Origin of the sequence: Collinsella aerofaciens, assembly GCF_015554145.1 — a bacterium.
In the GTDB taxonomy this organism is placed as follows: Bacteria; Actinomycetota; Coriobacteriia; order Coriobacteriales; family Coriobacteriaceae; genus Collinsella; species Collinsella aerofaciens_AA.
The window spans coordinates 57,165-83,148 of sequence record NZ_JADNHZ010000010.1 but is presented as its reverse complement, the minus strand read 5'-3'; the positions used below and the strand labels follow the sequence as shown (position 1 = coordinate 83,148).

At 59.1% G+C, this 25,984-nt stretch carries 16 protein-coding genes and 1 tRNA gene; 9 read left to right on the top strand and 8 right to left on the bottom strand.

Annotation, left to right across the window (positions count from 1 at the left end; genetic code table 11):
• Positions 1–775: 775 nt before the first annotated feature.
• Both I2E13_RS05560 and I2E13_RS05555 read left to right on the top strand, forming a co-directional pair.
• Positions 776–2,665, top strand: coding sequence for a carbon starvation CstA family protein (locus I2E13_RS05560; protein WP_195404431.1), 1,890 nt, complete (start codon positions 776–778; stop codon positions 2,663–2,665).
• Between the two features lie 183 nt (positions 2,666–2,848).
• Entirely contained in the window at positions 2,849–5,041 is a 2,193-nt protein-coding gene (locus I2E13_RS05555) for a hypothetical protein (RefSeq protein ID WP_195404430.1), read from the top strand.
• Positions 5,042–5,917: 876 nt separating this feature from the next.
• On the opposite strand, the gene I2E13_RS05550 is transcribed toward I2E13_RS05555, so the two are convergent.
• From I2E13_RS05550 to I2E13_RS05535, 4 genes are all read right to left on the bottom strand, one after another.
• Positions 5,918–5,992 (bottom strand) — tRNA-Gln (locus I2E13_RS05550).
• A gap of 38 nt (positions 5,993–6,030) precedes the next feature.
• A complete protein-coding gene (locus tag I2E13_RS05545; RefSeq protein WP_187361857.1) occupies positions 6,031–6,936 on the bottom strand; it encodes a peptidoglycan-binding domain-containing protein in 906 nt (301 codons plus the stop codon).
• A gap of 139 nt (positions 6,937–7,075) precedes the next feature.
• On the bottom strand, positions 7,076–8,089 hold the full coding sequence (locus I2E13_RS05540) for a polyprenyl synthetase family protein (protein WP_117564836.1): 1,014 nt from the start codon (positions 8,087–8,089) through the stop codon (positions 7,076–7,078).
• A 127-nt stretch (positions 8,090–8,216) separates the two neighbouring features.
• Positions 8,217–10,667 carry a PTS transporter subunit EIIC gene (locus I2E13_RS05535; RefSeq protein ID WP_195404428.1) on the bottom strand — a complete coding sequence of 817 codons (2,451 nt, stop codon included), beginning with the start codon at positions 10,665–10,667 and terminating at the stop codon, positions 8,217–8,219.
• A 224-nt stretch (positions 10,668–10,891) separates the two neighbouring features.
• On the opposite strand from I2E13_RS05535, the gene I2E13_RS05530 reads away from it, so the two are divergent.
• The 5 genes from I2E13_RS05530 (at position 10,892) to I2E13_RS05510 (ending at position 16,283) form a co-directional block, all read left to right on the top strand.
• Complete coding sequence (locus I2E13_RS05530; protein WP_195404427.1) at positions 10,892–11,611, top strand: GntR family transcriptional regulator; 720 nt, start codon at positions 10,892–10,894, stop codon at positions 11,609–11,611.
• Between the two features lie 306 nt (positions 11,612–11,917).
• Positions 11,918–13,234 carry an ABC transporter substrate-binding protein gene (locus I2E13_RS05525; protein ID WP_055252173.1) on the top strand — a complete coding sequence of 439 codons (1,317 nt, stop codon included), beginning with the start codon at positions 11,918–11,920 and terminating at the stop codon, positions 13,232–13,234.
• 87 nt (positions 13,235–13,321) lie between these two features.
• A complete protein-coding gene (locus I2E13_RS05520) occupies positions 13,322–14,176 on the top strand; it encodes a carbohydrate ABC transporter permease (RefSeq protein WP_195404426.1) in 855 nt (284 codons plus the stop codon).
• Positions 14,176–15,015 carry a carbohydrate ABC transporter permease gene (locus tag I2E13_RS05515; protein WP_195404425.1) on the top strand — a complete coding sequence of 280 codons (840 nt, stop codon included), beginning with the start codon at positions 14,176–14,178 and terminating at the stop codon, positions 15,013–15,015. Before I2E13_RS05520 ends, I2E13_RS05515 begins: the two co-directional genes overlap by 1 nt.
• Positions 15,016–15,083: 68 nt before the next feature.
• Positions 15,084–16,283, top strand: a complete 1,200-nt coding sequence (locus I2E13_RS05510; protein ID WP_195404424.1) for an ABC transporter ATP-binding protein — start codon at positions 15,084–15,086, stop codon at positions 16,281–16,283.
• A 531-nt stretch (positions 16,284–16,814) separates the two neighbouring features.
• Here the strand turns inward: I2E13_RS05510 and I2E13_RS05505 are convergent.
• The 3 genes from I2E13_RS05505 to galE all read right to left on the bottom strand — a co-directional run bounded on the left by I2E13_RS05505 (position 16,815) and on the right by galE (position 21,999).
• Positions 16,815–19,082, bottom strand: coding sequence for a glycogen/starch/alpha-glucan phosphorylase (locus I2E13_RS05505; RefSeq protein ID WP_229057842.1), 2,268 nt, complete (start codon positions 19,080–19,082; stop codon positions 16,815–16,817).
• Between the two features lie 129 nt (positions 19,083–19,211).
• Positions 19,212–20,729, bottom strand: coding sequence for a 4-alpha-glucanotransferase (gene malQ, locus I2E13_RS05500; RefSeq protein ID WP_271817635.1), 1,518 nt, complete (start codon positions 20,727–20,729; stop codon positions 19,212–19,214).
• 208 nt (positions 20,730–20,937) lie between these two features.
• Positions 20,938–21,999: a UDP-glucose 4-epimerase GalE gene (gene galE, locus I2E13_RS05495; RefSeq protein WP_118081984.1), complete on the bottom strand. Its 1,062-nt coding sequence runs from the start codon at positions 21,997–21,999 to the stop codon at positions 20,938–20,940.
• Positions 22,000–22,266: 267 nt separating this feature from the next.
• On the opposite strand from galE, the gene I2E13_RS05490 reads away from it, so the two are divergent.
• Positions 22,267–23,472: a coiled-coil domain-containing protein gene (locus I2E13_RS05490; protein WP_124786584.1), complete on the top strand. Its 1,206-nt coding sequence runs from the start codon at positions 22,267–22,269 to the stop codon at positions 23,470–23,472.
• A 222-nt stretch (positions 23,473–23,694) separates the two neighbouring features.
• On the opposite strand, the gene murB is transcribed toward I2E13_RS05490, so the two are convergent.
• Positions 23,695–24,657 carry a UDP-N-acetylmuramate dehydrogenase gene (murB, locus tag I2E13_RS05485; protein WP_124786583.1) on the bottom strand — a complete coding sequence of 321 codons (963 nt, stop codon included), beginning with the start codon at positions 24,655–24,657 and terminating at the stop codon, positions 23,695–23,697.
• Between the two features lie 183 nt (positions 24,658–24,840).
• Between murB and I2E13_RS05480 the strand changes: the two genes are divergently transcribed.
• On the top strand, positions 24,841–25,869 hold the full coding sequence (locus I2E13_RS05480) for a LacI family DNA-binding transcriptional regulator (protein ID WP_089573627.1): 1,029 nt from the start codon (positions 24,841–24,843) through the stop codon (positions 25,867–25,869).
• The last annotated feature ends 115 nt before the right edge of the window (positions 25,870–25,984 follow it).

The window sequence follows — 25,984 nt, the reverse complement described above, 5'->3', positions numbered from 1 at the left end:
GTTTCCTGCTCTACAGTCCTGCGCAAGACGAAGGCCACATTAAGTGGCCTTCTTTGCGTGCGGAACTCGCGATAAACCTTATATCCGGCCCCTCCGTCCGGGGACCTTTCTGTATCGATATAGCTTCTGAGCTGGTTTGGCGTCGACAACGTCCGGCAAGGTTAGCCAGCTGCGTCGAATTTCCGGCGTGCTTTAGCTGAAAGAAAAAGATGGTGTGCGGAGCTTTGCTCCGCACATTTGGGATGGGAGCTCCTCGGGGGCGGGGCGGGCGCCTGCCGCCATATATGAACTTTATCGCGAGTTCCGCACGAACAGGAGGCCACTTAATGTGGCCTCCGTCGTGAGCAGGACTGTCCGAGCAGGAAAGTTCATATATGGCGGCAGGCGCCCGCCCCGCTCCCGAGGGGCATCTCTCAAGCAAAAACTGTCGTTCGGTAAAGTCCGAGGTCAGTGGCGTTTTATACCGAGAATTTCAAAAAAGTTGAAAATTCATTACAAATTTGCGTTGACTTTAGGTAACTAAAGTTTCATACTGCTTTTCATCCACTGGGGGATGTGAACACGCACGGATCGTTCGCATCATGATTGAAGAGGATTTCTTAGACATGTTCACGCATCAGCTAAACATTATCAGCGTAGTAATTATCTGATGCGGGTTAGCACATACAGCTAGCCCGTACGATAACGGGCGGCTGATGAAGATGAGGGCCGTCGAGCGCAACCGACGGCCCTCATTTTTTATGTCTAGGAAGTTCTTTTTAGAGGAGGAAATGTAATGAACGGAGTTTTGCTCATGGTTGTGGGCGCGGCGGTGCTCGCCTGTGGCTATCTGGGCTACGGCCGCTGGCTGGCCAACAAGTGGGGCGTTGACAAAGAGGCCCTCACGCCGGCCAAGCGCATGAAGGACGGCAAGAGCTTCTCGCCCGTCTCCGCCTTCACCGCGTTCTCGCACCAGTTCAGCTCGATCTGCGGTGCTGGCCCTGTCACGGGTACGATCGTCGCCATGGCCTTTGGCTGGCTGCCCGTCGTGCTCTGGGTCCTCGTCGGCGGCATCTTCTTTGGCGCCGTCCACGACTTTGGTGCTCTGTACGCTTCGATGAAGAACAACGGCAAGTCCCTGGCCCAGCTCATCGAGAAATACATCGGCAAGACCGGCCGTCGCCTGTTCCTGCTGTTCTGCTGGCTGTTCTGCATCATCGTCATCGCCGCTTTCACCGACATGGTCTGCAAGACGTTCATGTTCACCTCGGTCGTTGACGCTTCTGGCGCTGCCACCGGTGCTATCGACTTCACCAAGTCCTATGCCGCCGGCTGCGCTGGTACCATCTCCATCCTGTTCACCTTCGTCGCTATCGCCTTTGGTTGGGCCCAGAAGAAGTTCAACCTCACCGGCGCTGCCGAGTTTGTCACTGGCGTGGTGCTCATGGTTCTCATGTTTGCCGTCGGCATGCAGTTCCCGGTCTACCTGGACAAGTTCCAGTGGTTCGCCGTTGTCATGGTCTACCTGGTCTTTGCTGGCGCCATGCCCATCCAGATGCTCAAGACCCCTCGCGACTACCTCACTTCCATCATGATGATCGTCATGATCGCCTGCGCTGTCCTCGGTATCGTCGTCCTGGGTGTTAACGGCCAGGCCACCATCACCGCTCCGGCCTTTACCGGCTTCTCCAGCGCTTCTGGCATGATGTTCCCGGTCCTGTTTGTTTCCGTTGCCTGCGGTGCCCTCTCCGGCTTCCACAGCCTCGTTTCTTCTGGTACCTCCTCCAAGCAGGTCGAGAAGGAGCAGGACGCCGTCAAGGTCGGTTATGGCGCCATGATCGTCGAGTCCTTCGTCGGCATCCTTGCCATCATCGTCGCCGGCATCATGTTCTCCGATATGAACACCGCCGGCACCGGTGCCCTCAACGCCGGCGTCGCTTCCACCCCGTTCCAGATCTTCGCCGCTGGCATCTCCCGCGGTATGCAGGCCTTCGGTGTTGACGGCACGCTCGCTACCGTCTTCATGACCATGAACGTCTCCGCTCTGGCCCTGACCTCGCTCGATGCCGTCGCCCGCATCGCCCGCACCTCGTTCTCCGAGTTCTTTGCCCAGACCAACGACGCCCTGGCCATCGAGTCCAAGGCCGGCTACATGAAGGTTCTCGGCAACCCCTGGTTCGCCACGGTCGTCACCCTGCTTCCCGGTCTCGCCCTCGCCTTTGGCGGCTATGCCAACATCTGGCCGCTCTTTGGTGCTTCCAACCAGCTGCTCGGCGGCATGACCATGATCACCCTCGCCGTGTTCTGCAAGTGCACCGGCCGCAAGGGCTGGATGCTCTACGTGCCCGTCGCCTTCCTGCTCTGCTGCACCTTCACCTCGCTGGTCCAGAGCGCCATGGGCTGCATGACCGCTGTCCAGGCTTACGGCTTCTTCGGCACCATCCCGGCTACCGCCACCACGGCCGCCGTCACCGTCGCCGCCACCAAGGGCTTGCAGCTCGTTTTCGCCGTCCTGCTGATGGTCCTGGGCCTCATCGTCGCCGTCAACTGCCTCAAGGAGTTCTTCGGCAAGGAGGCCGGCTCCATGCCCGACGAGGAGCCCGAGTGGTCCGAGATGGGCAAGGCCGAGTACGGTCGCGCCGCTGCCGCTGAAGCTCCTGCCGACGCCGAGGCCGCTAAGGCCTAGTCGGTCGGACGGGTTGAATCTCCCATCTATTTGACTCGGAAAGACCGGGTCCGCAATCAAGCGGACCCGGTCTTTTTTCTTGTGAGAACAGGTGGTGCAAGGGCGTTCTCGCAGATGTTTTGCGTGGATAGGCTCGTGCGTTGTACCATATGAACGTATATGTGTGCATATGAAAGGGGCCCCGTGGCCAAGACGGTATATTCCGATAATCAAAACAATGTCGATGCTCTGGCTGAGCGTCTGAGCAGCCAGACGTCGCTTTCTGCCGAGCGCGCCAAGCTGGTTGCCTACGACCTACTCTGCCGCAAGGCGCTCAAGATTAAGTCGAGCGCGCTGGCGCAGATTTTCCGCTCCGTCGATAAGGAATGCGACACCAAGGCGATGCGCGATGAGCTTATCGCGGCAAATATCGTGACCAAGATCGAGGGCAGCGGCATTAACGGGCGCCCGGCGTTCTATACCATCAATGTCGAGATCCGCGATGCCCAGGAGCAGCCTGCCGAGTCCGTCGAAGATTTTGTCGTCGAGGATTCCGCTGACGTGCCTGCTGTGGAAGAAGTTGCTCCGCGTGAGCATGTTGATACCGATGAGTTGCTCGATGAGAACGTCGTGCGTGCCTTTACGGCCAAGGCGGGACGCGGCGGTTTTGGCGGGGGTGGCAAGCGCGATGCGCAGCGCCGCGCCCAGCAGGAGCGCTTCCGTCGTGCCGTTGCTCAAAAGGGTGAGACGGATGCCGAGGCTGTTGAGAACGAGGTTGCTGCCGAGTCGCAGAGGCCCGCGAAGGAGCAAAAGCCCGTGGAGGCCCAGGAGCCCCAGCGTCGCCGTGGTGCCCACTTTAAGGCTGCGCAGCAGGATGTCGCGCATGAGGTTGAAGAGCCTTCCGAGGCTGCAGACGATGTTGAGGAGTCTGCCAAGAAGGCTCCGGGTTCATGCCGTCCCGGGCGTGGTTTTGCGAGGCGCGCGTATCCCGTAAGGCGTCAGGAGAAGGGCGAGCCGGCTCCGACCGCTCAGGCCGAGAAGGCCGAACAAACCGAGAAAACCGTTGAGCCGGCGGCTCGCGAGCAGCAACCTTCCGAGTCGCAGCCTGCGGCTGACACTGAGGTCAAAGCTCAACAGACCGCTGATAAGCAGGCGGGGGAGAGCGCCTCAGGCAAGCCCCGCCGTCGTCGTCACCGCGGCGGTCGTGGCTCAAATGCCGAGGCCGCGGCCGAGAAGACAGCGACACAAAACGGAGATGAGAAGGCCGAGACTCCGGTGGATCAGGTCAAGCGCCAGCCGGCGAAGGAGGCCAAGTCCGATCGTCCGCAAAAGCGCTCGTCTGCGCCCAAGCAGGAACGTAATACCCGGGCAGATTCCAAGCGTAAGCCTCATGCACAGGCTGAGCCTGCCGCGGCTGATAGTGCTACCCAGCAGCCCGAGTCGGCCGTCCACGGCGAGGTATCGGCGTTTGCCCTTGCCCGCGTTTTGGGCAGGCAGCTGCTCAAAGTTGTCCCTACGCCTACGGCGCTCTCTAAGATCAAGGAGCAGCAGACTCAAATTGTTAAGGTCGAGGGCAAGGACGGCAAAAAGGCGCCGCAGCGCACTCAGCACAACGAGATGTCCAACCGCAAGATTGCCGAGGAAATCGCAATCATCCAGGCTTGGATCGAGCAAAACCGAGGTGCCGATACGCCGGTTGCCTCGCGCCGCCAACGTGCCTACCAGATTTTTAACGACGAGAAGGCTTTTGACGGCAAGCACGGTGAGCGCCTGATAAGGCGCATGACCGAAAAGGGCATCAGCATGCAGGCGATCAAGGTCGCCCCCAACCGCCCCGTGCACTTTACGGGTTTCTTTACGCTGGGCGCCGATAAGCCGTTCATTATGGTCGAGAACCTGGACACCTACGACGAGATCGTCAGGCTGCTGCGTAGCCGCAAGCACGTCAAGCTCTTTGGCATCAAGGTGGGCGGCGTGATTTTTGGCGGCGGATGCAAGGCGAGCGTCTCGCATGCCCTGGACGATTATCTGGCCGAGATCGGCTATCGCTTTAACTACGTCTACTACGTGGGCGATATCGACCGCGAGGGCGCGCGCATCGTCGAGCAGGCTCGCAATGCCAATGTGGTTGAGATTCGCCTGCATGCCGGTATGTACCGCGCCATGCTCGCCGAGCATAAGCGTCGCGTGAAGGCCGGCGGCGAGTGCGAGCGCGCGGCTGCCAACCAGGGCGTGCCGCAGAACTTGGCGGCGACGATCAAGGATCTGCCCATGGTCACGCGCGTGCAGTTCCGCAATGTGCTGCGCGAGGGCGGGCGCATTCCGCAGGAGATTCTGATGACCGCCGACTATCGGGATGGCGACTCGGGAAGCTTCGACCGCATGCTTAACAACTAAATTCCGCCGGCCCCGGGAGAGCGGGGACACCGGCTTAGGTTTCCTGCTCTACAGTCCTGCTCACGACGGAGGCCACATTAAGTGGCCTCCTGTTCGTGCGGAACTCGCGATAAACCTAAGCCGGTGTCCCCGCTCTCCCGGGGCCTGTCGTGGCTTGGCCGTTGCATGCGGCTCGCTTTTCGGAACGGGGCTGACGGACACGTTCCGAAATCTACCACCGTCGCTGTGCAGGGTGTCTATAAAGAGCCGTGGCCAAAAAACATCAAATATGAGTACTGATACTCTTTTAGTAGCAGTAATTTTGACCACATTTAAGGTGATTTGACGTGTCGATCGAGCAGATAAGCTGCCGTATCTCCTCAAGTGTTCATTAAAGGAAGACCTTGATGCGAATAAATCTCATTAAGATCTTCTTTTATTAACGAAAATAATGTAGCTACAACGGTAACAGTACTCATATTTGCCGTTTTTTGGCCACAGTCCTTCGGAGGGTCCTCGAAAATAGTCCCGAGCCGGCACTTGGGGACGTTCCTATAATGCCGGCACTTAGGAGCGTCCCCAAGTGCCGGCACCGCGTCTGCCTGCGGCGGCCGCGCCCCGCTGCGTCGCTCCGCATCCTTGCGGGTTCGGATTCCTCCGCTTGGCGGCGTTGGCTCGATTTGCTTGACGTGAGGGGCTCTTGGCTGGTGTGGGACGGAGGGATTCCGCGTCCGCCTGGTCGGCGGCCGCGCCCCGCTGCGTCGCTTCGCTCCTTGCGTGCTGCGCTGGAAAACGCTTCGCGTTTCCTCAGCTCCGCACCCTTGCGGGTTCGAATTCCTCCGCTTGCCCACAAGAAAGCGCCCTGGGCCGTTATGGGCTTAGGGCGCTCAGTTTTAATGGCTGGGACGGAGGGATTCGAACCCCCAACAGCCGGCACCAAAAACCGGAGTTCTACCGTTGAACTACGTCCCAATGTGTGGTGTTGCCCAAAAGCAACTCGTCTAGTTTACCTAATCTGCGAGGGCATCGCAAACGCCGTCGAGTAGGCGTACGGCGAGCGTCTGCGCGTCGCTGGCCGTGAAGGTGCCGTTGTAGCGCGTCATGCCCGTGAGCTCAATGCGAATGCGAGCCGGCTTCTGCTGCGCGGCGACATTGGCGGTGCGGATGCGCTGGGCCAGGTTGTGGCACTCGGCGAGGGCAATCGTGGCGCGTGGCGCGGCGTCGGCGGGCAGCTCGTCGCTTGCGATCTCGAGCACCAGGTCAACGTCGGTTGGGACCTCGGAGTCGCAGAGCATCATGCCGCTGTTGTCGGTCGTTGCCGTGGCGATGTTCCACATGCGCGAAGCAACGCTGCGTGCGATGGGGTCCTCACCGATAACGGCGATCTGGAAGCGCTCGAGCACGTTGGCGGCGCGAGCAAAACCGATGCGGGACTCGGCTTCGGTGACCGAGGGCTTGCCCTCCCACACATGGTGCAGGCGGTTGATGTAGGCGTAGGTGTCCTGGAAGGCCATGCCGTCGGCAAACAGGCCGACATTTTCCTGGAACTGCTGCAGGGCGGCCTCGGTATGCGGACCAAAGTAGCCGTCGTCTTCGCCACAGGCAAAGCCCAAAACGTTGAGAGCGCGCTGCAGGGCCTGCACATCGGCGCCATGGAAATTGGGCATGCGCAGATACAGAGTGCGGTCGCCCAGCTTATACGAGGCGTCGACCAGGGCGCTCCAACAGGGGATATCGACGGCATGACCGGCAGCAAGGCCGCTGTCGAGCCTGAAGGTGCTGACGGCCTGCTCGGTGGTGGTGCCAAAGCGCTTGTCGACAACCTCGGCGTCATCGATTGTATAGCCGAGCTGCAGAAGGCGGGACTGAACATCCTCGACGGCTGCTCCCTGCATGCCCGTGGTAATAGGTTCCATGAACGAACCCCTTTCGGCGTACCATTCGTACTATTTTGAGCGTGTGTCGGATAGACAACGCGAGACAATTTATAAACATGCACTCAATAGTGTAGCAACTTGTACCCAAACTCGCTGCCCACAGGTTTTATGACCCCCGCTAGTTAAGACGCTCCACAAAGAAATCTGCCATTGAGAGGAAGAGCTCGCGCGCATGCGGGTCGAGCTCGACGCCTTCGATAGCGGCCTTGGCCTTAGCGGTCAGGTCGAGCGCATAGGTGTGGGCGTAATCGATGGAGCCGGTCTCCTGGAAGATCTCCACGGCGCGTGCGAGCTGCGCAGGGTCCTCGGTGCCCGAGGAAAGGATTGCCTCGATCTCGTCGTGATAGCGCTCGTCTGACAGGGCATGCACGGCAACGAGGGTGCGCTTGCCCTCGGTGATATCGGTGCGGAAGTCCTTGTTGGCGGCCTCCTTGGTGCCGATCAAGTTGAGCAGGTCGTCTTGAATCTGGAAGGCAAGGCCCGTGTGCAGCCCAAAGGCGCGCAGTGCCTCAATCTGCTCTTCGCTGCCGCCGCCGATAATGGCTCCGGCGGCAAGCGGCGTCGCTCCGCTGTAGTACGCGGTCTTGTGCGTCGCCATGTCCAGGTAGTCATCAACCGAGATATCAAAGCGCTCGTCACGGACCCAACCCAGGTCAAGCGCTTGACCCTCGATGGTGCGGACGATCATCTCGGTAAGCTCGTGGAGCACACGCAGCTTCACGTCGGACTCGAGCGTGGGATCGTCGAGAACCGTCTTGGTGACCATGGTGAGCGCCAGGTCGCCACAATTGATGGCAAGGCCCGTGCCCTCGGTAAGGTGCATGCAGGGCTTGCCTCGACGAAGCTGTCCGTTGTCGGCGATGTCGTCGTGAATCAGCGCGCCTGACTGGAAATGCTCGATGGCCGCCGCTGCGCTGCGGGCGCTCTCAAAGCTGCCGCCTACCGCAGTGGCGGCGAGCATGCAGATGAGCGGGCGGTGGCGCTTGCCAGCGTTTGCCGTAAATGCCGAGAGCGGGGTATACAGGTAGCGCTCGATATCGGCGGAAGTCGCCTGTCCGTCAAAGAACGTGGCCAGATAGTCGTTAATCTGGTCAAAGTGCTGGGCTAAAAAGCTGGTAAACGGACTGGACACGGGTTCTCGCATTCTTTGATAGGTTGCATCGTTGCATTATGCAGACAACATATTGCCACATTAGGGCGTCGAGCGCGGCGGTTGAAGACGATTGGTCCATGCGGCCGCAAGTGCGGTAGGGGCTTGGCTAGATAAGCCCAAAGTGTTCGAGCGCGGTGACGACGCCGTCGTGGTCGATGCTGTCGGTGACATAGTCGGCCTTTTCCTTGAGGAAGTCCGGTGCGTTGCCCATGGCGATGCCAACGTCGACGGCGTTCATCAGCGAGACGTCATTGCTGGCGTCGCCGATGCCGTATACGGTTCCGTGGTGGGGATCGAGGGCGTCGAGTACGGACTGGATACCCTCGCGCTTGGTGCATTCGCGAGGCGAAATCTCGGTCACTTCGAGCTCGAGCTCGTTAAAGCAGAGCAGCGGCTCAAACGCTTGATCCTGAGCGATGCGGTTGGCAAGCGACGTGGACATTAAGATCTTGTAGGCGCTGTAATGTTGCAGCTGCGTAATTGCATCGCCCACGGTGCGGGCGTATCCCGGGGCGTCGGGCGCATCGGCACTCATGCGAACGACGCCATTGAGTCCCTCAAAACGAATCACTTCGTCCGATTGCTCAAGAATGGGAGCAAGGCGCTGCAGCATGCCGGGCGTCATCGCCAAATCGCGAATCACGTGTCCCTCAAGTTCGACATAGCCACCCGCGAGGCAGACGATGCCGGTCCAGGGCAGCTCGAGCAGCTTTGGATGGATGCAGCTCAGCGTGCGCCCTGTGCAGATAAACGCCATATTGCCCTTGGCGACAAAATCACGGATGGCTTGCGAGACCGCTTCATTGGGATAGGGGGAGAGGTCTCGCTCGCTCTCGGGAAGCTCTTGTGCTACTCGATGGTCTTGCCAGGCGAGTGTTCCGTCGATATCGAAAAAGCAGATATCGCCGCGCTTATGGGCTGCGCTGGCGGCAGGGGAGGCCGAGGTGGTGGGCACAAATCCCGGCTCGAGGCCCATGATCTGGTCAAAATGCTCTTTAACGCGGGGAACGGAGATGCCGATAATCACCTGGGCGGTCTTGCCCGTAATGATGAGGCCCTTGGCGCCCACCGCGACAAACGACGCATTATCTGCAACGATGGAAGGGTCTACGACCTCGACGCGCAGGCGCGTGGCGCAGTTGGTTGCGCCCACGATATTGCCAACGCCACCTAAAAGCTGAATTACCCGCTCAGCGAGGACGTGATCTTGATCGTATTGAATACTGACCTCGCCATTGGGAGATTGTTCTTTGACAAAGCCGCTTCCCGTTAAACGATCGATTGCCGCGCGATTGGAGGCATGATTCTCGCGGCCCGGCGTCTTAAGGTCATAGACCAAGATGAGTGCTCGAAAACTAACAAAAAAGATGAGGCTAAAGGCAAGACCGATACCGAGCGCCAAAAGGTAGGAGCCGGCATGCATTCGCATGAGCGGGATGAAGTTGAAGGCCGTCATTTCCATGAGACCGCCCGAGAAGATGCCGACGATGCCAAAGAAGTTCATGGTCATGGCAAGGCAGGAGGACAGGACGGCGTAGAGCAAAAAGAGTCCGGGATAGGTGAACATAAAGAGAAACTCGAGCGGCTCGGTGACGCCGCATGCCACCGAGGCGACGATGGCGGGCAAAAGGATGGCCTTAAGGCCGGCGCGGCGTTCGGGTTTGGCGGTGAAATAGAATGCTGCCGCGATGGCGGGAAGGCCAAAGAGCTTGCCCCAGCCGGTGGCGGTAAAACCTGCCCAGGGCGCAAGTTCATTTAAAGGGCGCGTGCTATGGGAGAGAATGGGGAGCAGGTTGGTCCACGTGGCGTAAATACCGTCGTGAATGACCAGATTGTCGTAATAGATGGGCATATAGAGCAGATGGTGCAGCCCCATGGGCTCGAGCGCTCGCTCCAAAAACACAAAGATGCCCACGCCGAAGGGGCCGACGCCCGCAAGTGCGTGGCGCAGCGTTTCGGTCACAGCGTATGCGAAGGGCACGATGGCGGCCGAGATGGCGGCAAGGGCAAACACGGCAAAAAAGCTGATGAGGTAGACCAGCGAGGAACCCGAGAAGGTGCCGAGCCAATCGGGAACCTTGGCATCGTAGAAGCGGTCATGGATGGCGACGACGGTTGCCGATACCGCCAGCGGGCCGATAATGCCGGTGTCGAGCGTCTTGATGCCGTCGATGACGGTGATACCGCTGGCGGGGGTCAAAGATGATGGGTACTTAAGCCCAAGGTTGTCTCCGCTCAGCTTAATGATCTCGCTCAAAAAGAAGCAATAGGCAAAATAGGCCACGAGTGCCTCGAGGCAGCAGCGCGCCGGTTGCTTTTGGGCAAGACCGATAGGCAGCGCTACGGCAAAAAGGAGCGGGAGACGTTTAAAGACCGTCCACGAGCCGCGCTGGATGATGGTCCAGAAAACGTACCAAGGGGTTCCGTATACGGCGAGGTCACCGACGATGTCTACGGTCGTGGCGAGGGCGGAGATGCCGACCATGAGGCCTGATATAGAAAACAGCATGGCGGGCGCGAACATGGCTCCGCCAAAACGTTGGATTTTCTGCAGCATAATATGCCTTCCGGATGCAACATGCTGTGCGAGCAAGAACGTTTAAACAATGAACTCATTGTAGAGGACTGGCTGCTTGCCGCATTGACGGTTTTGATTCGGTCCGATTTGGGTTTCGGGGGAACCGTCGACGGTAAATAATCCGTACTTTACCGATAATCGGTTTAAACAACTTTAAGAAATGCTATCGTGCCTAGCCATACATATTCATTAGAGGTGAAATCATGCCAAAAGCGATTTACGAAGGAATCTACCGCGAGATCCGTTCGCGCATCATCGACGGGACCTATGCGTTTCAGGAGATGCTGCCAACCGAAGCCGAGCTGACCGCGGAGTTTGGCTGCACGCGCAATACCGTTCGACGCGCCTTGAGCATGCTGGCCGACCAGATGTTTGTGCAGCCTATACACGGTAAGGGCGTGCGCGTTATTTGGCTTAAGGGCGAAACCGACATGCTGGGCGCACTCGAAGAGGCTGAGTCGTTTGGCGAGTTCGCAAAACGCAACAATGCCGTCGCATCGACCGAGGTCAAGTCTTTTGAACATTTGATTTGCACTGAGCAACTCTCTCGTCGCCTGGGCTTTAAGGTGGGCGAGGAGCTGATTCGCGTCGTGCGTGTCCGAAGCCTCAACGGCAGCGCGCGCCAGGTGGACCACGGCTACTTTTTGGCGTCGATCGCCAAGGGCCTGACCCCCGAGATCGCGGCGGATTCTATCTACGGCTATCTGGAGCACAAGCGCGGCATCAAAGTGATGGCGAGCCGCCGTACGGTGAGTGTCGAGCTCGCCAACGATGAGGACTGCAGCTACTTGGACCTTGGCAAGTACAACTGTGTCGCCGTCATGGAGAGCCAGTCGTACACTTCGGACGGCATCTTGTTCGAGGTCACGCATGCCCGCACGCATCCCGAGATCTTCCACTACCGCGTCAACTCCAAGCGATAGCCGGCTAGCTCGCAGCCTGACGAGACTCATGCCCTCAAAGAGAAAACGCCCGGTCAAACCGACGATGCATCGGCTTGACCGGGCGTTTTCTCTGCATTCGATAACAAATAATTGTTTATACAAAACTTGTCAAGTATCAAGTTGAAATTACCGTTCACCGAAGTTTTTCTACCGCTCTAGTAATACTTGTTCAAACAACTAGCCAAATAGCGTATTGTACAAGTCAGCAAAAGGGGCAAAGTCCCCGAGCCAATCTCCGAAGGCGGCGGCAAAGGGTGCCGCCACGGTGTGAAAGGGTGGATTGTAATGAAGAACGAAATGAGCAGAAGGCAGTTCCTGGGCTTTGCTGGTTCCGCGGCTGCGGTTCTTGGTCTGGGCCTCGTGGGCTGCGGTGGTTCTGCCGGCTCTGGCTCCTCTGCTTCTGGTGACGCTGCCGAGGTCTACTTCCTCCAGTTCAAGCCCGAGGTCGACAAGGAGTGGAAGGAGATCGCCAAGGCGTACAAGAAGGAGAAGGGCGTCGAGGTCAAGATCGTGACCGCCGCCTCCAACACCTACGAGGAGAAGCTCAAGTCCGAGATGTCCAAGAGCTCCGCTCCGACGCTGTTCCAGGTCAACGGCCCCACCGGCCTTAAGAACTGGAAGGACTACTGCGCCGATCTTTCCGACACCAAGCTCCGCGGCGAGCTCATCGACGACTCCCTGGCGCTGCAGTCCGACGGCAAGGATCTGGGTATCGACTGGGTTCAGGAGAGCTACGGCATCATTTACAACAAGGAGCTCCTCGAGAAGGCCGGCTACAAGGCCGAGGACATCAACTCCTTCGACAAGCTGAAGGCTTGCGCCGATGACATCCAGGCCCGCAAGGACGAGCTCGGCGTTGACGGTGCCTTCACTTCCGCCGGTATGGATGACTCTTCCAGCTGGCGCTACACCACGCACCTCGCCAACCTCCCGCTCTACTACGAGTTCGAGAAGGAGCACAATCAGGAGGACGACGAGATCAAGGGCGAGTATCTCGACAACTTTAAGCAGATCTTCGACCTGTACATCACCGACTCCACCTGCGATCCTTCGCAGCTCGCCTCCAAGACCGGTGACGACGCCACCAACGAGTTCGCAACCGGCAAGGCCGTCTTCTATCAGAACGGCTCTTGGGCCTACGCCGACCTCACCAAGGCCGGTATGACCGACGACCAGCTCGGCATGCTGCCGATCTACATCGGCGTCGACGGCGAGGAGAACCAGGGCCTGTGCTCCGGCGGCGAGAACTACTGGTGCGTCAGCTCCCAGGCTTCCGAGGATGCCCAGAAGGCCACCGAGGACTTCATGTATTGGTGCGTCACTTCTGACACCGCCACCAGCATCATCGCTGACAAGATGGGTCTGACCGCCCCGTTCAAGAGCGCTAAGGAGACCACCAACGTCTTCTCTCAGCAGGCCGTTGCTATGGCCAAGGACGGCAAGAAGACCGTCGCTTGGGACTTCGTTTACATCCCCTCCGAGGAGTGGAAGAAGAACCTCAAGCAGGCTCTCATCGCTTATGCTGCCGACAACACCAAGTGGGACGGCGTCAAGAACGCCTTCGTCGATGGCTGGAAGACCGAGAAGGCTGCTTCCGAGTAAGCAGTTGCTGCCCAAGCTATCTGATTAGCGACAGGGGGCGGGCAGACGTAGGTTTGCCCGCCCCCTGCATATTGAAAGGACCCTTCTATGGGCAAAGCACTCAAGCGCTGGTGGCCGCTCTTTATGCTGCCCACGTGCCTGGCGTTTATGATCGGGTTCGTGATTCCCTTTATCCAGGGTTTCTATCTCTCGTTCTGCCAGTTTATTACCATCAATAACGCGCACTTTGTCGGTATCGAGAACTACGTGCGCGCGCTGTCCAATCCGCAGTTCTCCACGTCGTTCTTCTTTACCGTGGCGTTTGCCTTCCTGTCGACGGTGCTCATCAACGTGATCGCGCTGGCCATTGCGCAGGCGCTCACTCGCAAGGCGCTCAAGGGCACCAACATCTTCCGTACGATTTTCTTTATGCCTAACCTGATCGGCGGCATCGTGCTGGGCTACATTTGGCAGATTCTGATCAACTGCCTGCTCTCCAACGTGGGCGCCCAGCTCATTGCCCTTAACTCTGCTGCTGGCTTCTGGGGCCTTATCATCCTGACCCTGTGGCAGCAGGTCGGCTACATGATGATCATCTACATCGCCGGTCTGCAGTCCATTCCGTCCGATTACATCGAGGCCGCCAAGGTTGACGGTGCCACGGCATGGCAGACGTTCTGGAAGGTTAAGATCCCCAACCTGATGCCGACGATCACCATCTGCCTGTTCCTGTCCATCACCAACGGCTTTAAGCTGTTCGACCAGAACCTCGCCCTTACCGGTGGCGCCCCCGCGCACTCCACCGAGATGCTCGCCCTGAACATCTACAACACGTTCTATTCGCGTGCCGGCATCGCATGGCAGGGCATTGGCCAGGCCAAGGCAGTCATCTTCTGCATTCTGGTTGTCGCTATTTCCATGATCCAGCTTAAGGCCACGAGGTCCAAGGAGGTGCAGCAGTAATGAAACGCGATAAGGCTATCAACCGCGCGCTCTCGATTTTCTTTACGATCCTGTCGCTCGCATGGATCTACCCCGTGTTTATGATTGCGCTCAATTCCTTTAAGAAAGCGACCGCAATCAGCACCACCACGGCGTTCGACCTGCTCACGCCCGAGTCGTTCAACGGCCTTGCAAACTACGTGCACGCTCTGAACGAGCAGGGCTTTGCCTCAGCATTTATGTACTCGCTCATCATCACGGTCACGTCGGTCGTGCTGATCTTGGTGTGCTGCTCCATGTGCGCTTGGTACGTGGTGCGCGTCAACAGCAAGATCTCGAACTTCTTCTATTACCTGTTCGTCTTCTCGATGGTCGTACCGTTCCAGATGCTCATGTTCACGCTGTCCAATTTGGCGGACCGCATCGGCTTTAATACGCCGTTCAACATCTGCTTTATCTATCTGGGCTTTGGCGCAGGCCTGGCAGTCTTTATGTTCGCCGGCTTTGTAAAGAACATCCCGCTCGAGATCGAGGAGGCGGCCATGATCGACGGCTGCAACCCGGTCCAGGTGTTCTTTAAGATCGTCCTTCCCATCATGAAGCCCACCTATCTTTCGGTCGGCATTCTCGAGACCATGTGGGTCTGGAACGACTACCTGCTGCCCTACCTTACGCTCGACTCCACCAAGTACAAGACCATTCCTATTTTGATCCAGTACTTCCGCGGCGGCTATGGCCACGTCGAGCTCGGCCCCATGATGGCCTGCATCATGATGGTCGTTATCCCCATCGTCATCATGTACATCTTCTGCCAGAAGTACATCATCGACGGTGTGGTGGCAGGTGCCGTCAAGGGCTGATGCCGTAACTGTTTTGCAAGTTTCTGCGGCGCCCCTCAGCGTGGCGCCGCATATCGAAAGGTAAAGACATGGCCGAGATTGTTCTCAAACATGTTCAGAAGGTGTATCCCAACAACGAGTCAAAAAAGAAGGGCTTCTTTGGCAAAAAGAAGAAGACCGAGGAGAAGAAGCACAACCTCAAGGTTACCGAGGACGGTGTGCTCGCTGTAGAGGACTTCAACCTCACCGTTCACGACCAGGAGTTCATCGTCCTCGTTGGCCCATCTGGCTGCGGTAAGTCCACGACGATGCGCATGGTCGCCGGCCTGGAGGACATCACCTCGGGTGACGTGCTCATCGACGGCAAGCGCGTCAACGACGTGGCACCCAAGGACCGCGACATCGCCATGGTGTTCCAGAGCTACGCTCTGTACCCCAACATGACGGTGTACGAGAACATGGCGTTTACGCTCGAGCTCAAGAAGGTCCCCAAAGACGAGATCGACCGCAAGGTTCGCTCCGCTGCCGAGATCCTGGGTATCACCGAGTACCTCGACCGCAAGCCCAAGGCACTCTCTGGCGGTCAGCGTCAGCGCGTCGCCATCGGCCGCGCCATCGTGCGTGACCCTAAGGTCTTCCTGATGGACGAGCCGCTGTCTAACTTGGACGCCAAGCTTCGTAACCAGATGCGTGCCGAGCTTATCAAGCTGCGCCACGAGATCAAGGGTACGTTCATCTACGTTACCCACGACCAGACCGAGGCCATGACCCTTGGCGATCGCATCGTGGTCATGAAGGACGGCGTCGTCCAGCAGATCGCCACCCCGCAGGAGGTCTTCAACCATCCCGCGAACATCTTCGTCGCCGGCTTTATCGGCGTGCCGCAGATGAACTTTTTCGATGCCCAGCTGGTGCGCTCGGGCAACGGCTTCACCGTCAAGACCGAGGATATGAACGTGGCGCTCGCCCCCGAGACCTGCGCTCAGCTTGCTCTCAACTGGGATGGCGGCGACGTGAAGGAGATCACGGCCGGCGTGCGCCCCGAGCAGATTCTGCTTGCCGACAAGGGCGAGGAGGGCGCGCTCCAGGGTACCGTCGAGGTGACCGAGCTCATGGGTTCGACCGAGCATGTCCACGTGACCGCTCCCGATGGCCAGTTCGTCCTGATCATTCCCGTTGTCGACCTTGAAGCCAAGGGTGCGCTCAAGGCGGGCGATTCCATCTGGTTCAAGTTCGAGAAGAACGCGACCCATCTCTTCGATAAGGTGTCTGGCAAGAACCTTATCTAGGCCCGGTGCATCCAGGCCCTCCCTTTGGGCGACTGCGGTATTGCCATCCTTTTGCCGCGGTCACATATAAGGCTCCTCTCCCGTCCACTGGGCGAGAGGGGAGCCTTTCTTTGTGCCGGGGCTGTCTGGCGGACTGTCTCAATCTGTAACAGGATGAGGGCCAAAGTCGGTCTAGGTGTTACAGATTGAGACATTGCTGAGCCGTCTGCCCTTCTGTCTCAATCCATAACAATTGGAGGGTCGAATGGGGCCTAGATGTTACAGATTGAGATGAAACTTTTCGTTTTTTCGAACTGTCTCAATCCATAGCATGAAGGGCGGTTTTTGGCGGCTGACTGTTACAGATAAAGATTGTTTTTAGCTGGCTTATCCGTTTGTCTCATCCTGTAACAGTTAGACCCGATTCCGGCGGTTATTTGTTACAGATTGAGAGTGTTTGGAAGAGGCGGGCCGTGGGGCAACACACGGGCATAAAAACGGAGCCGTGCTGCCACGACTCCGTTTCTCAAGAGGATGGGTAAGGGAAGCGAATTAGCCCAGGTGCCAGATCTCGTCGTTGTACTGGGAGATCGTGCGGTCGGACGAGAAGGTGCCGGCATTGGCGATGTTGATCAGCGCCTTGCGCATCCAAGCGTCCTGATCCTCGTAGTCTGCTAGCACGCGCTCCTTGGTCTGGATGTACTCCTCTATGTCGAGCAGGGCCATAAACCAGTCCTTGCCCTTGATGTCGTCGTGCAGGCGCTGCAGACGCTCGGCGTTGCCGGTCGCCATAAAGGCGGGGTTGGTGATGAAGTCCACCAGCAGCTTGATGCCGGGCTTGCGGTAGAGCGCACCGGCGTTGTAGGTGCCGTCGGCGTAGAGCTGCTCGACCTGCTTGGATGAGGCGCCAAAGGTATAGATGTTCTCGTCGCCCACGAGCTCGGCAATCTCCACGTTGGCACCGTCGAGCGTGCACAGGGTCAGGGCACCGTTGAGCATGAACTTCATGTTGGAGGTGCCGCTCGCCTCCTTGGAGGCCAGGCTGATCTGCTCGGAGATGTCAGCGGCGGGGATCACGCGCTCGGCAGCAGTGACGTTGTAGTTCTCGATCATGACAACCTGCAGGTAGGGAGCCACGTCGGGATCGTTTGCAATCCACTGCGACAGCGTCAGGATCAGGTGGATGATGTCCTGAGCGATGGTATAGGCAGGTGCCGCCTTGCCGCCAAAGATGATGGTGACGGGGTGCTTAGGTCTGTTACCGTTCTTGATGTCGAGGTACTTCCAAATGATGTAGAGCGCGAGCATCTGCTGGCGCTTGTACTCGTGGATACGCTTGACCTGAACATCGATGATGGCGTTGGAGGGAATGGTCACGCCCTGCTCGAGCGCCATGAACTGGCGCATGATGGCCTTGGCCTCGACCTTGGTGGCGGCCAGGCGCTCAAGAACATCCTTGTCGTCGGCGAACTCGGCGAGCTTGCTCAGGTCGCCGGTGCTGCGCCAATCGGTGCCGATCACATCGTCGAGCAGGTTGGCGAGCGCGGGGTTGGCGCCATGAATCCAGCGGCGGAAGGTGATGCCGTTGGTCTTGTTGGAGAACTTCTCGGGATAAATCTCGTAGAACGGATGAAGCTCGGTGTCCTCCAAGATCTTGGTGTGGAGCGCGGCGACGCCGTTGATGGAGAAGCCAAAGTGAATGTCCATGTGGGCCATGTGGACGGTGTCGTGCTCATCGATGATGGCGACGCGCGGGTCATCGTGCTCGGCCTTGGCGACCTCGTCGAGCTTGACGATGATGTCGGCGATGGCGGGCGAGACCTTCTGCAGGCTGGCGAGCGGCCACTTCTCGAGCGCCTCGGCAAGAATCGTATGGTTGGTGTAGGCGACCATGGAGCGCACGATGGTAACGGCCTCATCAAACTCGATGCCGTGCTCGGTGGTGAGCAGGCGGATGAGCTCGGGAATGACCATGGTGGGGTGCGTGTCGTTGATTTGGACCACGGCGTAATCGGCCAGGTCGTGCAGGTTGCTGCCGCGCTCGACGGCCTCGTCGATCAGGAGCTGGGCGGCGTTGCTCACCATGAAGTACTCCTGGTAGATGCGAAGCAGGCGGCCCTGCTCGTCGGAATCATCCGGGTAGAGGAACAGGGTGAGGTTCTTGGCGATCTGGGTCTTGTCGAAGTCGATGGAGCTACCGGGGACCAGGCCGTCGTCAACGCTTGCCAGGTCGAACAAGCGCAGGCGGTTCTTGGTGGGCTGGCCGTAACCGGGCACATCGATGTTGACGAGCTTGGAGGTGACGGCAAAATCACCAAACTCGACGGTGTAGGAGCGGTCATCATCGATCAGGATATCCTGCTCGCCGAGCCACTCGTCGGGGACGGCCTTCTGCTGATTGTCGACAAAGCGCTGACGGAACAGACCGTAGTGGTAGTTGAGGCCCACACCGTCGCCGGTCAGGCCCAGCGTGGCGATGGAATCCAGGAAGCACGCGGCCAGGCGACCCAGGCCGCCGTTGCCGAGCGAGGGCTCGACCTCAAACTCCTCAATCTTGTTGAGGTCGTGGCCCGCGGCGGTGAGCTGGTCCTTAACCTCGCCATAGATACCGAGGTCGATCATGTTGTTGATCAGCAGCTTGCCAATCAAAAATTCAGCAGAGATGTAATAGAGCTTTTTCTTGCCGTTGTTGAGCGGGCAGGTGGCGGAGCGCTCCTGCACGAGTTTGACCAGCAGCTTGTAAATGCGACGGTCGTCGAGCTGCTCGAGCGAGGTGCCAAAAGACTGCTCGGCAAGATCAGCAAGATTGATACGGGGCATGTTTCCTCCTGTGGTGAGTTGACGACATGTCAGATATTCAAAAGAAGCCCGCGCGAGGGGATTGGGGTGGCCTCGCGCGGGAAAAGCAAGCGCGTCCGCACGGTGGGGAGGGGTCGGGCGCGGTAGCTCCTATTGAGGAAGCTCGATTTCGGCTTCCGACGGGATGCGGAAGTAGGTCTCGGTCCAGTCGGTGAGTTTGTGCTCGAGCTCGCGGGTGATGGCGCCGTCGAGCATGCGCCAGGTCCAGTTGCCGCCCAGCGTGGCAGGGGTGTTGATGCGCGCCTCGTTGCCCAAGTTGAGCAGGTCCTGCATGGTGTAGACGCACGTGTCGCTCACGCTGGCTGCGATGGTTCGGTTGAGCGCGTCGGCGATGGGTTCGCCGGCCTGCTGATGGGTGTACAGGGCTGTCTGCTCGCGCTGACGCGGGGTAGCCGTTCCTTCAAACCAGCCGCGTGCCGTCTCGTTGTCGTGAGTGCCCACGTAGGCGACGGTGTTGGCAATGCAGTTGTGCGGCAGGTAGTACGAGTTGGTGCCCTCAAAGGCAAACTGCAGGATCTTCATGCCGGGGAAGCCCGAGTTGTCGCGCATATCGATGACGCCGGGGGTGAGGAAGCCCAGGTCCTCGGCGATGATGGGCAGCGTGCCGAGCTTTTCCTCGAGTGTCTTGAAGAGCTTGAGGCCGGGACCCTGCGTCCACGAACCGTAGGACGAATCAGGCGAGGAGAACGGCACCTCCCAATAGGCCTCGAAGCCGCGGAAGTGATCCAGGCGGATGACGTCGTACATGTCGAGGGCGGCGCGAATGCGGCCCTCCCACCAGGAGAAGCCGTCGGCCTCCATGGCGTCCCAGTCGTAGATGGGGTTGCCCCAGTACTGGCCGGTGGCCGAGAACTGGTCGGGCGGCGTGCCGGCGACGCTCACGGGATTGCCGGCGGCGTCGATCTTAAAGAGCTCAGGTGTCGCCCACATCTCGACGGAGTCACGCGAGACATAGATGGGCAGGTCGCCGATGATGAGAATGTCGCGCTCGTTGGCATAGGCCTTGAGGCGGCTCCACTGGCGATCGAAGAAGTACTGCGTCATCTGGTGGTAGAGCATACGCGCCGGATGGTCGGCGCAGACCTTGGCGGAAGCCTCGCCGCGGGTGCGGAGCTCCGCGGGCCACTCCCAAAACGCCTTGAGACCGCACTCCTCTTTGACGGTCATGAACTCACAGTAGGGGATGAGCCAGTCCTCGTTGGCCTGGATAAAGTCATCGAAATCGGCCGGCTTGTCGGCAGCAAAGCGCTCGGCGGCGCGGTCGAGAATCTGACGGCGGCCGCCAAAGATAGCACCGTAGTCGACATTGCTGGGGTCGGATCCCAGATACACGCCATCGATATCGCGCTGCTCCAGATACCCTGCCTCGATAAGCTCGGCAAAGTCGATAAAGTTGGGGTTGCCTGCGCGGGCCGAGAACGACTGATAAGGCGAATCGCCATAGCTGGTCGTCGTAAGGGGCAGAATCTGCCAGTAATGTTGTTTGCACGAGGCGAGAAAATCGACGAAGTCGTAGGCATTCCAGCCAAAGCCGCCGATTCCGTATGGTCCGGGCAGAGATGAGACGGGCATGAGGACGCCGCTTGCACGCTCCATGAATGCGCTCACCAACCTTCTTGTTGTGGGGTCGGCCTGCCGATGGGTGTGCAGTCCGCCTCCGATGTTCTGATTCGATACGCCTATTGTAAAACATGTTGTTTAAACATGTACAGGCAAGATAAAAAAGTTGGTCGATTTTCGGCGAATGGCTACATGCCATGAAAAAGCCCCGACCTCACAACGTGAGATCGGGGCAAGAACGGTATGTAGGTTTTTGCTACTCGGCGTCGGCGAAGCCGTTGGGGTTGTGGCTCTGCCAGTTCCAGCTATCGCGGCACATGTCCGCGATGTCGTACTGGGCCTTCCAGCCCATCATGCGCTCGGCCTTGGAGGCATCGCACCAGTTGGCGGCGATGTCGCCGGCGCGGCGCTCACGGATCACGTAGGGCAGCTCCTTGCCGCAGGCCTTGGAGAAGGCGGCGACGACCTCGAGTACCGAGGTGCCGGTGCCGGTGCCCAGGTTAAAGATCTCGACGCCGGTCTTGCCGTTCATCCAGTTGAGGGCGGCAACGTGACCAGATGCCAGGTCGCACACGTGGATGTAGTCGCGCACGCCGGTGCCGTCGGGGGTGGGGTAGTCGTTGCCAAAGACCTGAACGGCCTCGAGCTTACCGACGGCGACCTGGGCGACGTAGGGCACCAGGTTGTTGGGGATGCCCTTGGGGTCCTCGCCGATCAGGCCCGACGGATGGGCACCGATGGGATTGAAGTAACGGAGCAGCACGACGTCCCACTCGGGGTCGGCGGTGTGGACGTCCATGAGGATCTGCTCAATCATCCACTTGGTCCAACCATAGGGGTTGGTCGCGGGCTTCTTGGGGTCCTCTTCGGTGACGGGCGGGTTGTCCGGATCGCCGTAGACGGTCGAGGAGCTCGAGAAGATGATGGACTTGCAGCCATGGTTGCGCATGACGTCGATGAGCACCAGGGTGTTCTCGATGTTGTTGTGGTAGTACTCGACGGGCTTGCTCACCGACTCGCCGACGGCCTTAAAGCCGGCGAAGTGGATGACGCGGTCGATCTGATGGGTGTCGAAGATCTTGTTCATGGCCTCGCGGTCGAGCACGTTGGCCTCGTAGAAGGTGAGGTTCTTGGCAGCCTCTTCGCCCACGATGGTCTTGACGCGGTCGACGGCGACGGCGCTGGAGTTGGAGAGGTCATCGACGATGACGACCTGGTAGCCGCCCTCGAGCAGCTGAACGACGGTGTGCGAGCCGATAAAACCGGCGCCACCGGTTACGAGGACGCAGGTGTCTTTGGGGTCGAGTGCTTTGGACATGTAGTCTCCTATCGAATCAGGAACACTTCTTCAGGGGAGTATAGCGCAGGCAGGGGCACCCAAAAGGTGCAGGGCAGGAAAAGCAGATGAACATGCTAACGTACTCATTGAAATGTTTGGCGTGGGCGTAACCTTGACTTTGACGTTTGCATACGAGCCGCCGACCATACGGTTTGCTGCCGTTCGTGGAAATCGTTGGGATGCGCCGGATGTACGCTAATATGTATAAGTTGAGCGACATATAAATAAACATGTAACGGAGTAGATATGTCACCAAACAGCGATTCCATCCTTTCCCAGGAGCTTTCGCGTCGCACTGCCCTCAAGGCCCTGTTCGGCGCAGCTTCTGCAGCCGTTCTTTTTGGTCTGCCCGCTCGCGCCCATGCTGCGGAGGCCACCAAGGAAACCACCGACAAGCTCAATGCGGCCCAGGCTCAGCTTGACGAGGTCCAGGCCCAGCTCGACAGCATCGCAAATGAATACGCGGCGCTGGCCAACAAGAACGCCCAGACCCTCAACGATATCGAGGGCGTACAGGGCCAGATTGACAGCACGCAGGCGCAGATTGACGAAAAGAAGGCCGAGCTCAAAAAGAAGCGCGGTGATCTTTCCGATCGCGTTTCCGCCAGCTATAAGTCGGGCGGCACCAACATCCTGTCGCTGCTGCTCGCCTCGGGCTCGTTTGAGGAGCTCGTCGCCAATGCGCACTATGTTGAGAAGATCAACAAGAGCGACCGCGACGCCATCGAGGACATTCAGACCATCCAGGAAGAGCTCGATGCGCAAAAGACCGAGCTTGAGTCGCAGAAGGCCGACTTGGAGAAGCTCAAGGATCAGCAGACTGCCCAGATGCAGGACATGCAGGCCAAGCAGCAAGAAGTCCAGACCGTGCTGAACGGTCTTTCCGACGACGTCAAGGAACTCATGGCTCAGCGCGATTCCGAGATCCTCGCTGCCGCCCAGGCTGAGGAGGCCGCTAGGAAGGCGGCTGCGGCAGCCGCGGCCTCTGCGAACACGGGCTCTTCTTCGGGTGGCTCGAGCTCGGGTGGCGGCTCGTATGCCGGCGGCACCCCGCAACAGACGGGCGGTTCGGGCAAGCAGCAGGCCGTCGTCAATGCGTGCTACTCGACGCCTTCTCCCGGCCAGGGCTGGTGTGCTGCCTGGGTTACCAACGTCTTCCGCAATGCCGGCGTGGGCTATTTTGGCGGCAACGCGTGTGACATGTTCAACGCCTGGTGCTATAGCTCCGACCGCTCGGCGCTGCAGGTGGGCATGATCGTGGCCGATTCCTCGCACAGCGGCACGGGTGCTCCGGGCCTTATCTACGGTCATGTGGGTATCTACGTTGGCGGCGGCATCGTTATGAGCAACGAGGGTGCCATTACGTCTAAGTCGCTTGATTCGTTCATCAGCTTTTATGGTACTGGCTCTGGCGTGCGTTGGGGCTGGCTTGGCGGTATTGCGCTGTCGTAAAGCCGACTGGGCCGCGTGCCCGCCCGCAATATATTTGATTGCCTGCTCGGGCAGTCCTGCGCAAGACGAAGGCCACATTAAGTGGCCTTCTTTGCGTGCGGAACTCGCGATCAATCAAATATATTGCGGGCGGGCACGCGGCCCTCTCGGGTTCGGGGCGCGACACACCGGACTGGGTTATCTGAATAAATATGGTGAAGGCCCCTTTCGGGGCCTTCTTTGTTAGAGGAATTCGCCTACTCGGTGGACTTCGGGTTCTAGGTCTACGTCGAATTGGTCTTTGACGGTTGTTTGGATGTGGCGGATGAGTTCGTCGACATCGGCGGCGGTGGCGTGGTCGGCGTTGACGATGAAGCCGCAGTGCTTTTCGCTCACCTGCGCGCCGCCGATGGCGTGTCCTCGCAGGCCGGCGTCCATGATGAGCTTGCCGGCAAAGTAGCCCTCGGGGCGCTTGAAGGTGGAGCCGGCGCTCGGCATGTCGAGCGGCTGCTTGTCCTCGCGGCGTTGGCGGTAGTCGTCCATGTCGGCCTTGATCATCGCGGCGTTGCCCGGGGCGAGATTGAAGGTGGCCGAGAGCACGATGAAGCCGTCGTCGGCAATGCGGCTCTTGCGATAGTCCAGGTTGAGCTCGTCGACATCGAACTCGATAATGCTGCCGCTACCGCGGGTGCCGTCGTCGAGCATGCGGGCGGGCTTGTAGACGCGCACGGACTCCAGCACATCGGCCATGCAAGCGCCGTATGCTCCGGCGTTCATGTAGCAGGCACCGCCGACCGATCCGGGAATGCCCGAGATGGGCTCCATGCCGGTAAGGCCGGCCTCGGCTGCCGCGGCTGCGACATCGGAAAGCAAGGCGCCGGCTGCCGCCGTGACGTGCGTGCCGTCGACCGTAATGTCGGAGAGGCCCTCGCCCAGCGCTACGACGACGCCGCGGATGCCCTTGTCGCCGACGAGCAAGTCGGAGCCGTTGCCCACGATGGTGAGTGGTAGATTGCAGCGATAGCAGGTATCGAGCGTGGCGACGAGGCCCTGCTCAGTATCGGGCGTGACAAAGACGTCGGCCGGACCGCCGATCTTAAACGTGGTGTGCTCGCGCATGGGCTCGCTCATCAGCACGTTGTCCTCGCCGGCAACGCCAGCGAGCGCGCACAGCAGGTCCTCGTTAAAAAAATCGTTCTCGTGCATACGGATATCCGCCTTTTGGTGGTCGTTGTCATCAATCGATTGCAATATACCCCACCCGGACGGATTTGGTGCGCTGGCGGCGATAAAACAGCCGTCCACCGGATTGGTAAAGTGTTTATCACCGAGGTAGAGGGGTAGTCGCTATACTTTCAAGAGATTGCGCGTAAACCCGGAAGGAGCGAGATGGCCAACAAAGTCACCCTCAAGCAGATCGCCCAGGAGGTGGGGCTTTCCCCCTCGTCGGTCTCGCTTGTTCTCAATAATCGGCCCTGTCGCATCTCGGAAGAAAACCGCAAGCTCATCAAAGAGGTCGCGGCGCGCAACCACTATGTTCCCAACCAGATTGCGCGCAGCCTGGTTATGCGCGAGTCGCGCACGCTGGGCCTTATCGTCCCTAACATCGAGAGCCGCTTTTTTGCCTCGCTCGCCGGTAGCTTGGAAAAGCGCTGCCGCGAGGACGGCTATGCGCTCTTCATTACCAGCTCGGGCGGAAGCGCCGATGACGATCTGGAGCTGCTGCGCCAGCTGGTGACGCGCGGCGTTGATGGCGTCTTCCTGGTGGTGGGTGACGAGTTCTCCGATGATCGCGCCCTGCGCGAAGAAGTCAGCCACCTGCCCATCCCGGCCGTAATGGTCGACCGTGCCATTGAGGGGCTCGAGTGCGACAAGGTGATGTTCGACCACGAGATGGGCGGCTATATGGCCACCCGCTATCTGATCGAGCAAGGCCACCGCCGTATTGCCTGCCTGGTTAATGCCCGCCGTTCCAATACGGGTCGCAAGCGACTTGCCGGCTATGAGCGCGCGCTGCGCGAGGTTGGCCTGCCGATCGACGCGCGTTTGGAGTTTGAGAGCGAGTACTACATTCCGAGCGCATACGAGGCCTCGGAGGCAGTGCTCGCAACTGACGCCACTGCCGTGTTCGCAAGCTCGGATAACATTGCCCTCGGTTTGCTCAAGCGCTTACACGAGATGGGGAAGAGCATCCCGGGCGATATCTCGGTGGTGAGCTATGACAACTCGGCGGCCGACGTTCTCTTTGAGCCGGCGCTGACCGCGATTGAGCAGGACCCTGGTGTCCTTGCGGAGCATGCTTTTGGCTGCATGTCCAAGCGTCTTGCCGGTAGGGGCGGCAGGCGTGCCGAAGAGGTCGTTCTGGAGCCGGAGCTTATCGTTAAGGACAGCGTGCTCGAGCTTACTAAACACAACTAAACACGTTTACCAATTTGCAGAGACCGAATGTGGAGCACCTGTGACAATCAACGCCGCAGGTGAATGTCGCGTTTTGCTAATCGATGGGATTGATAAGGGTGATAAAACGTTTTTT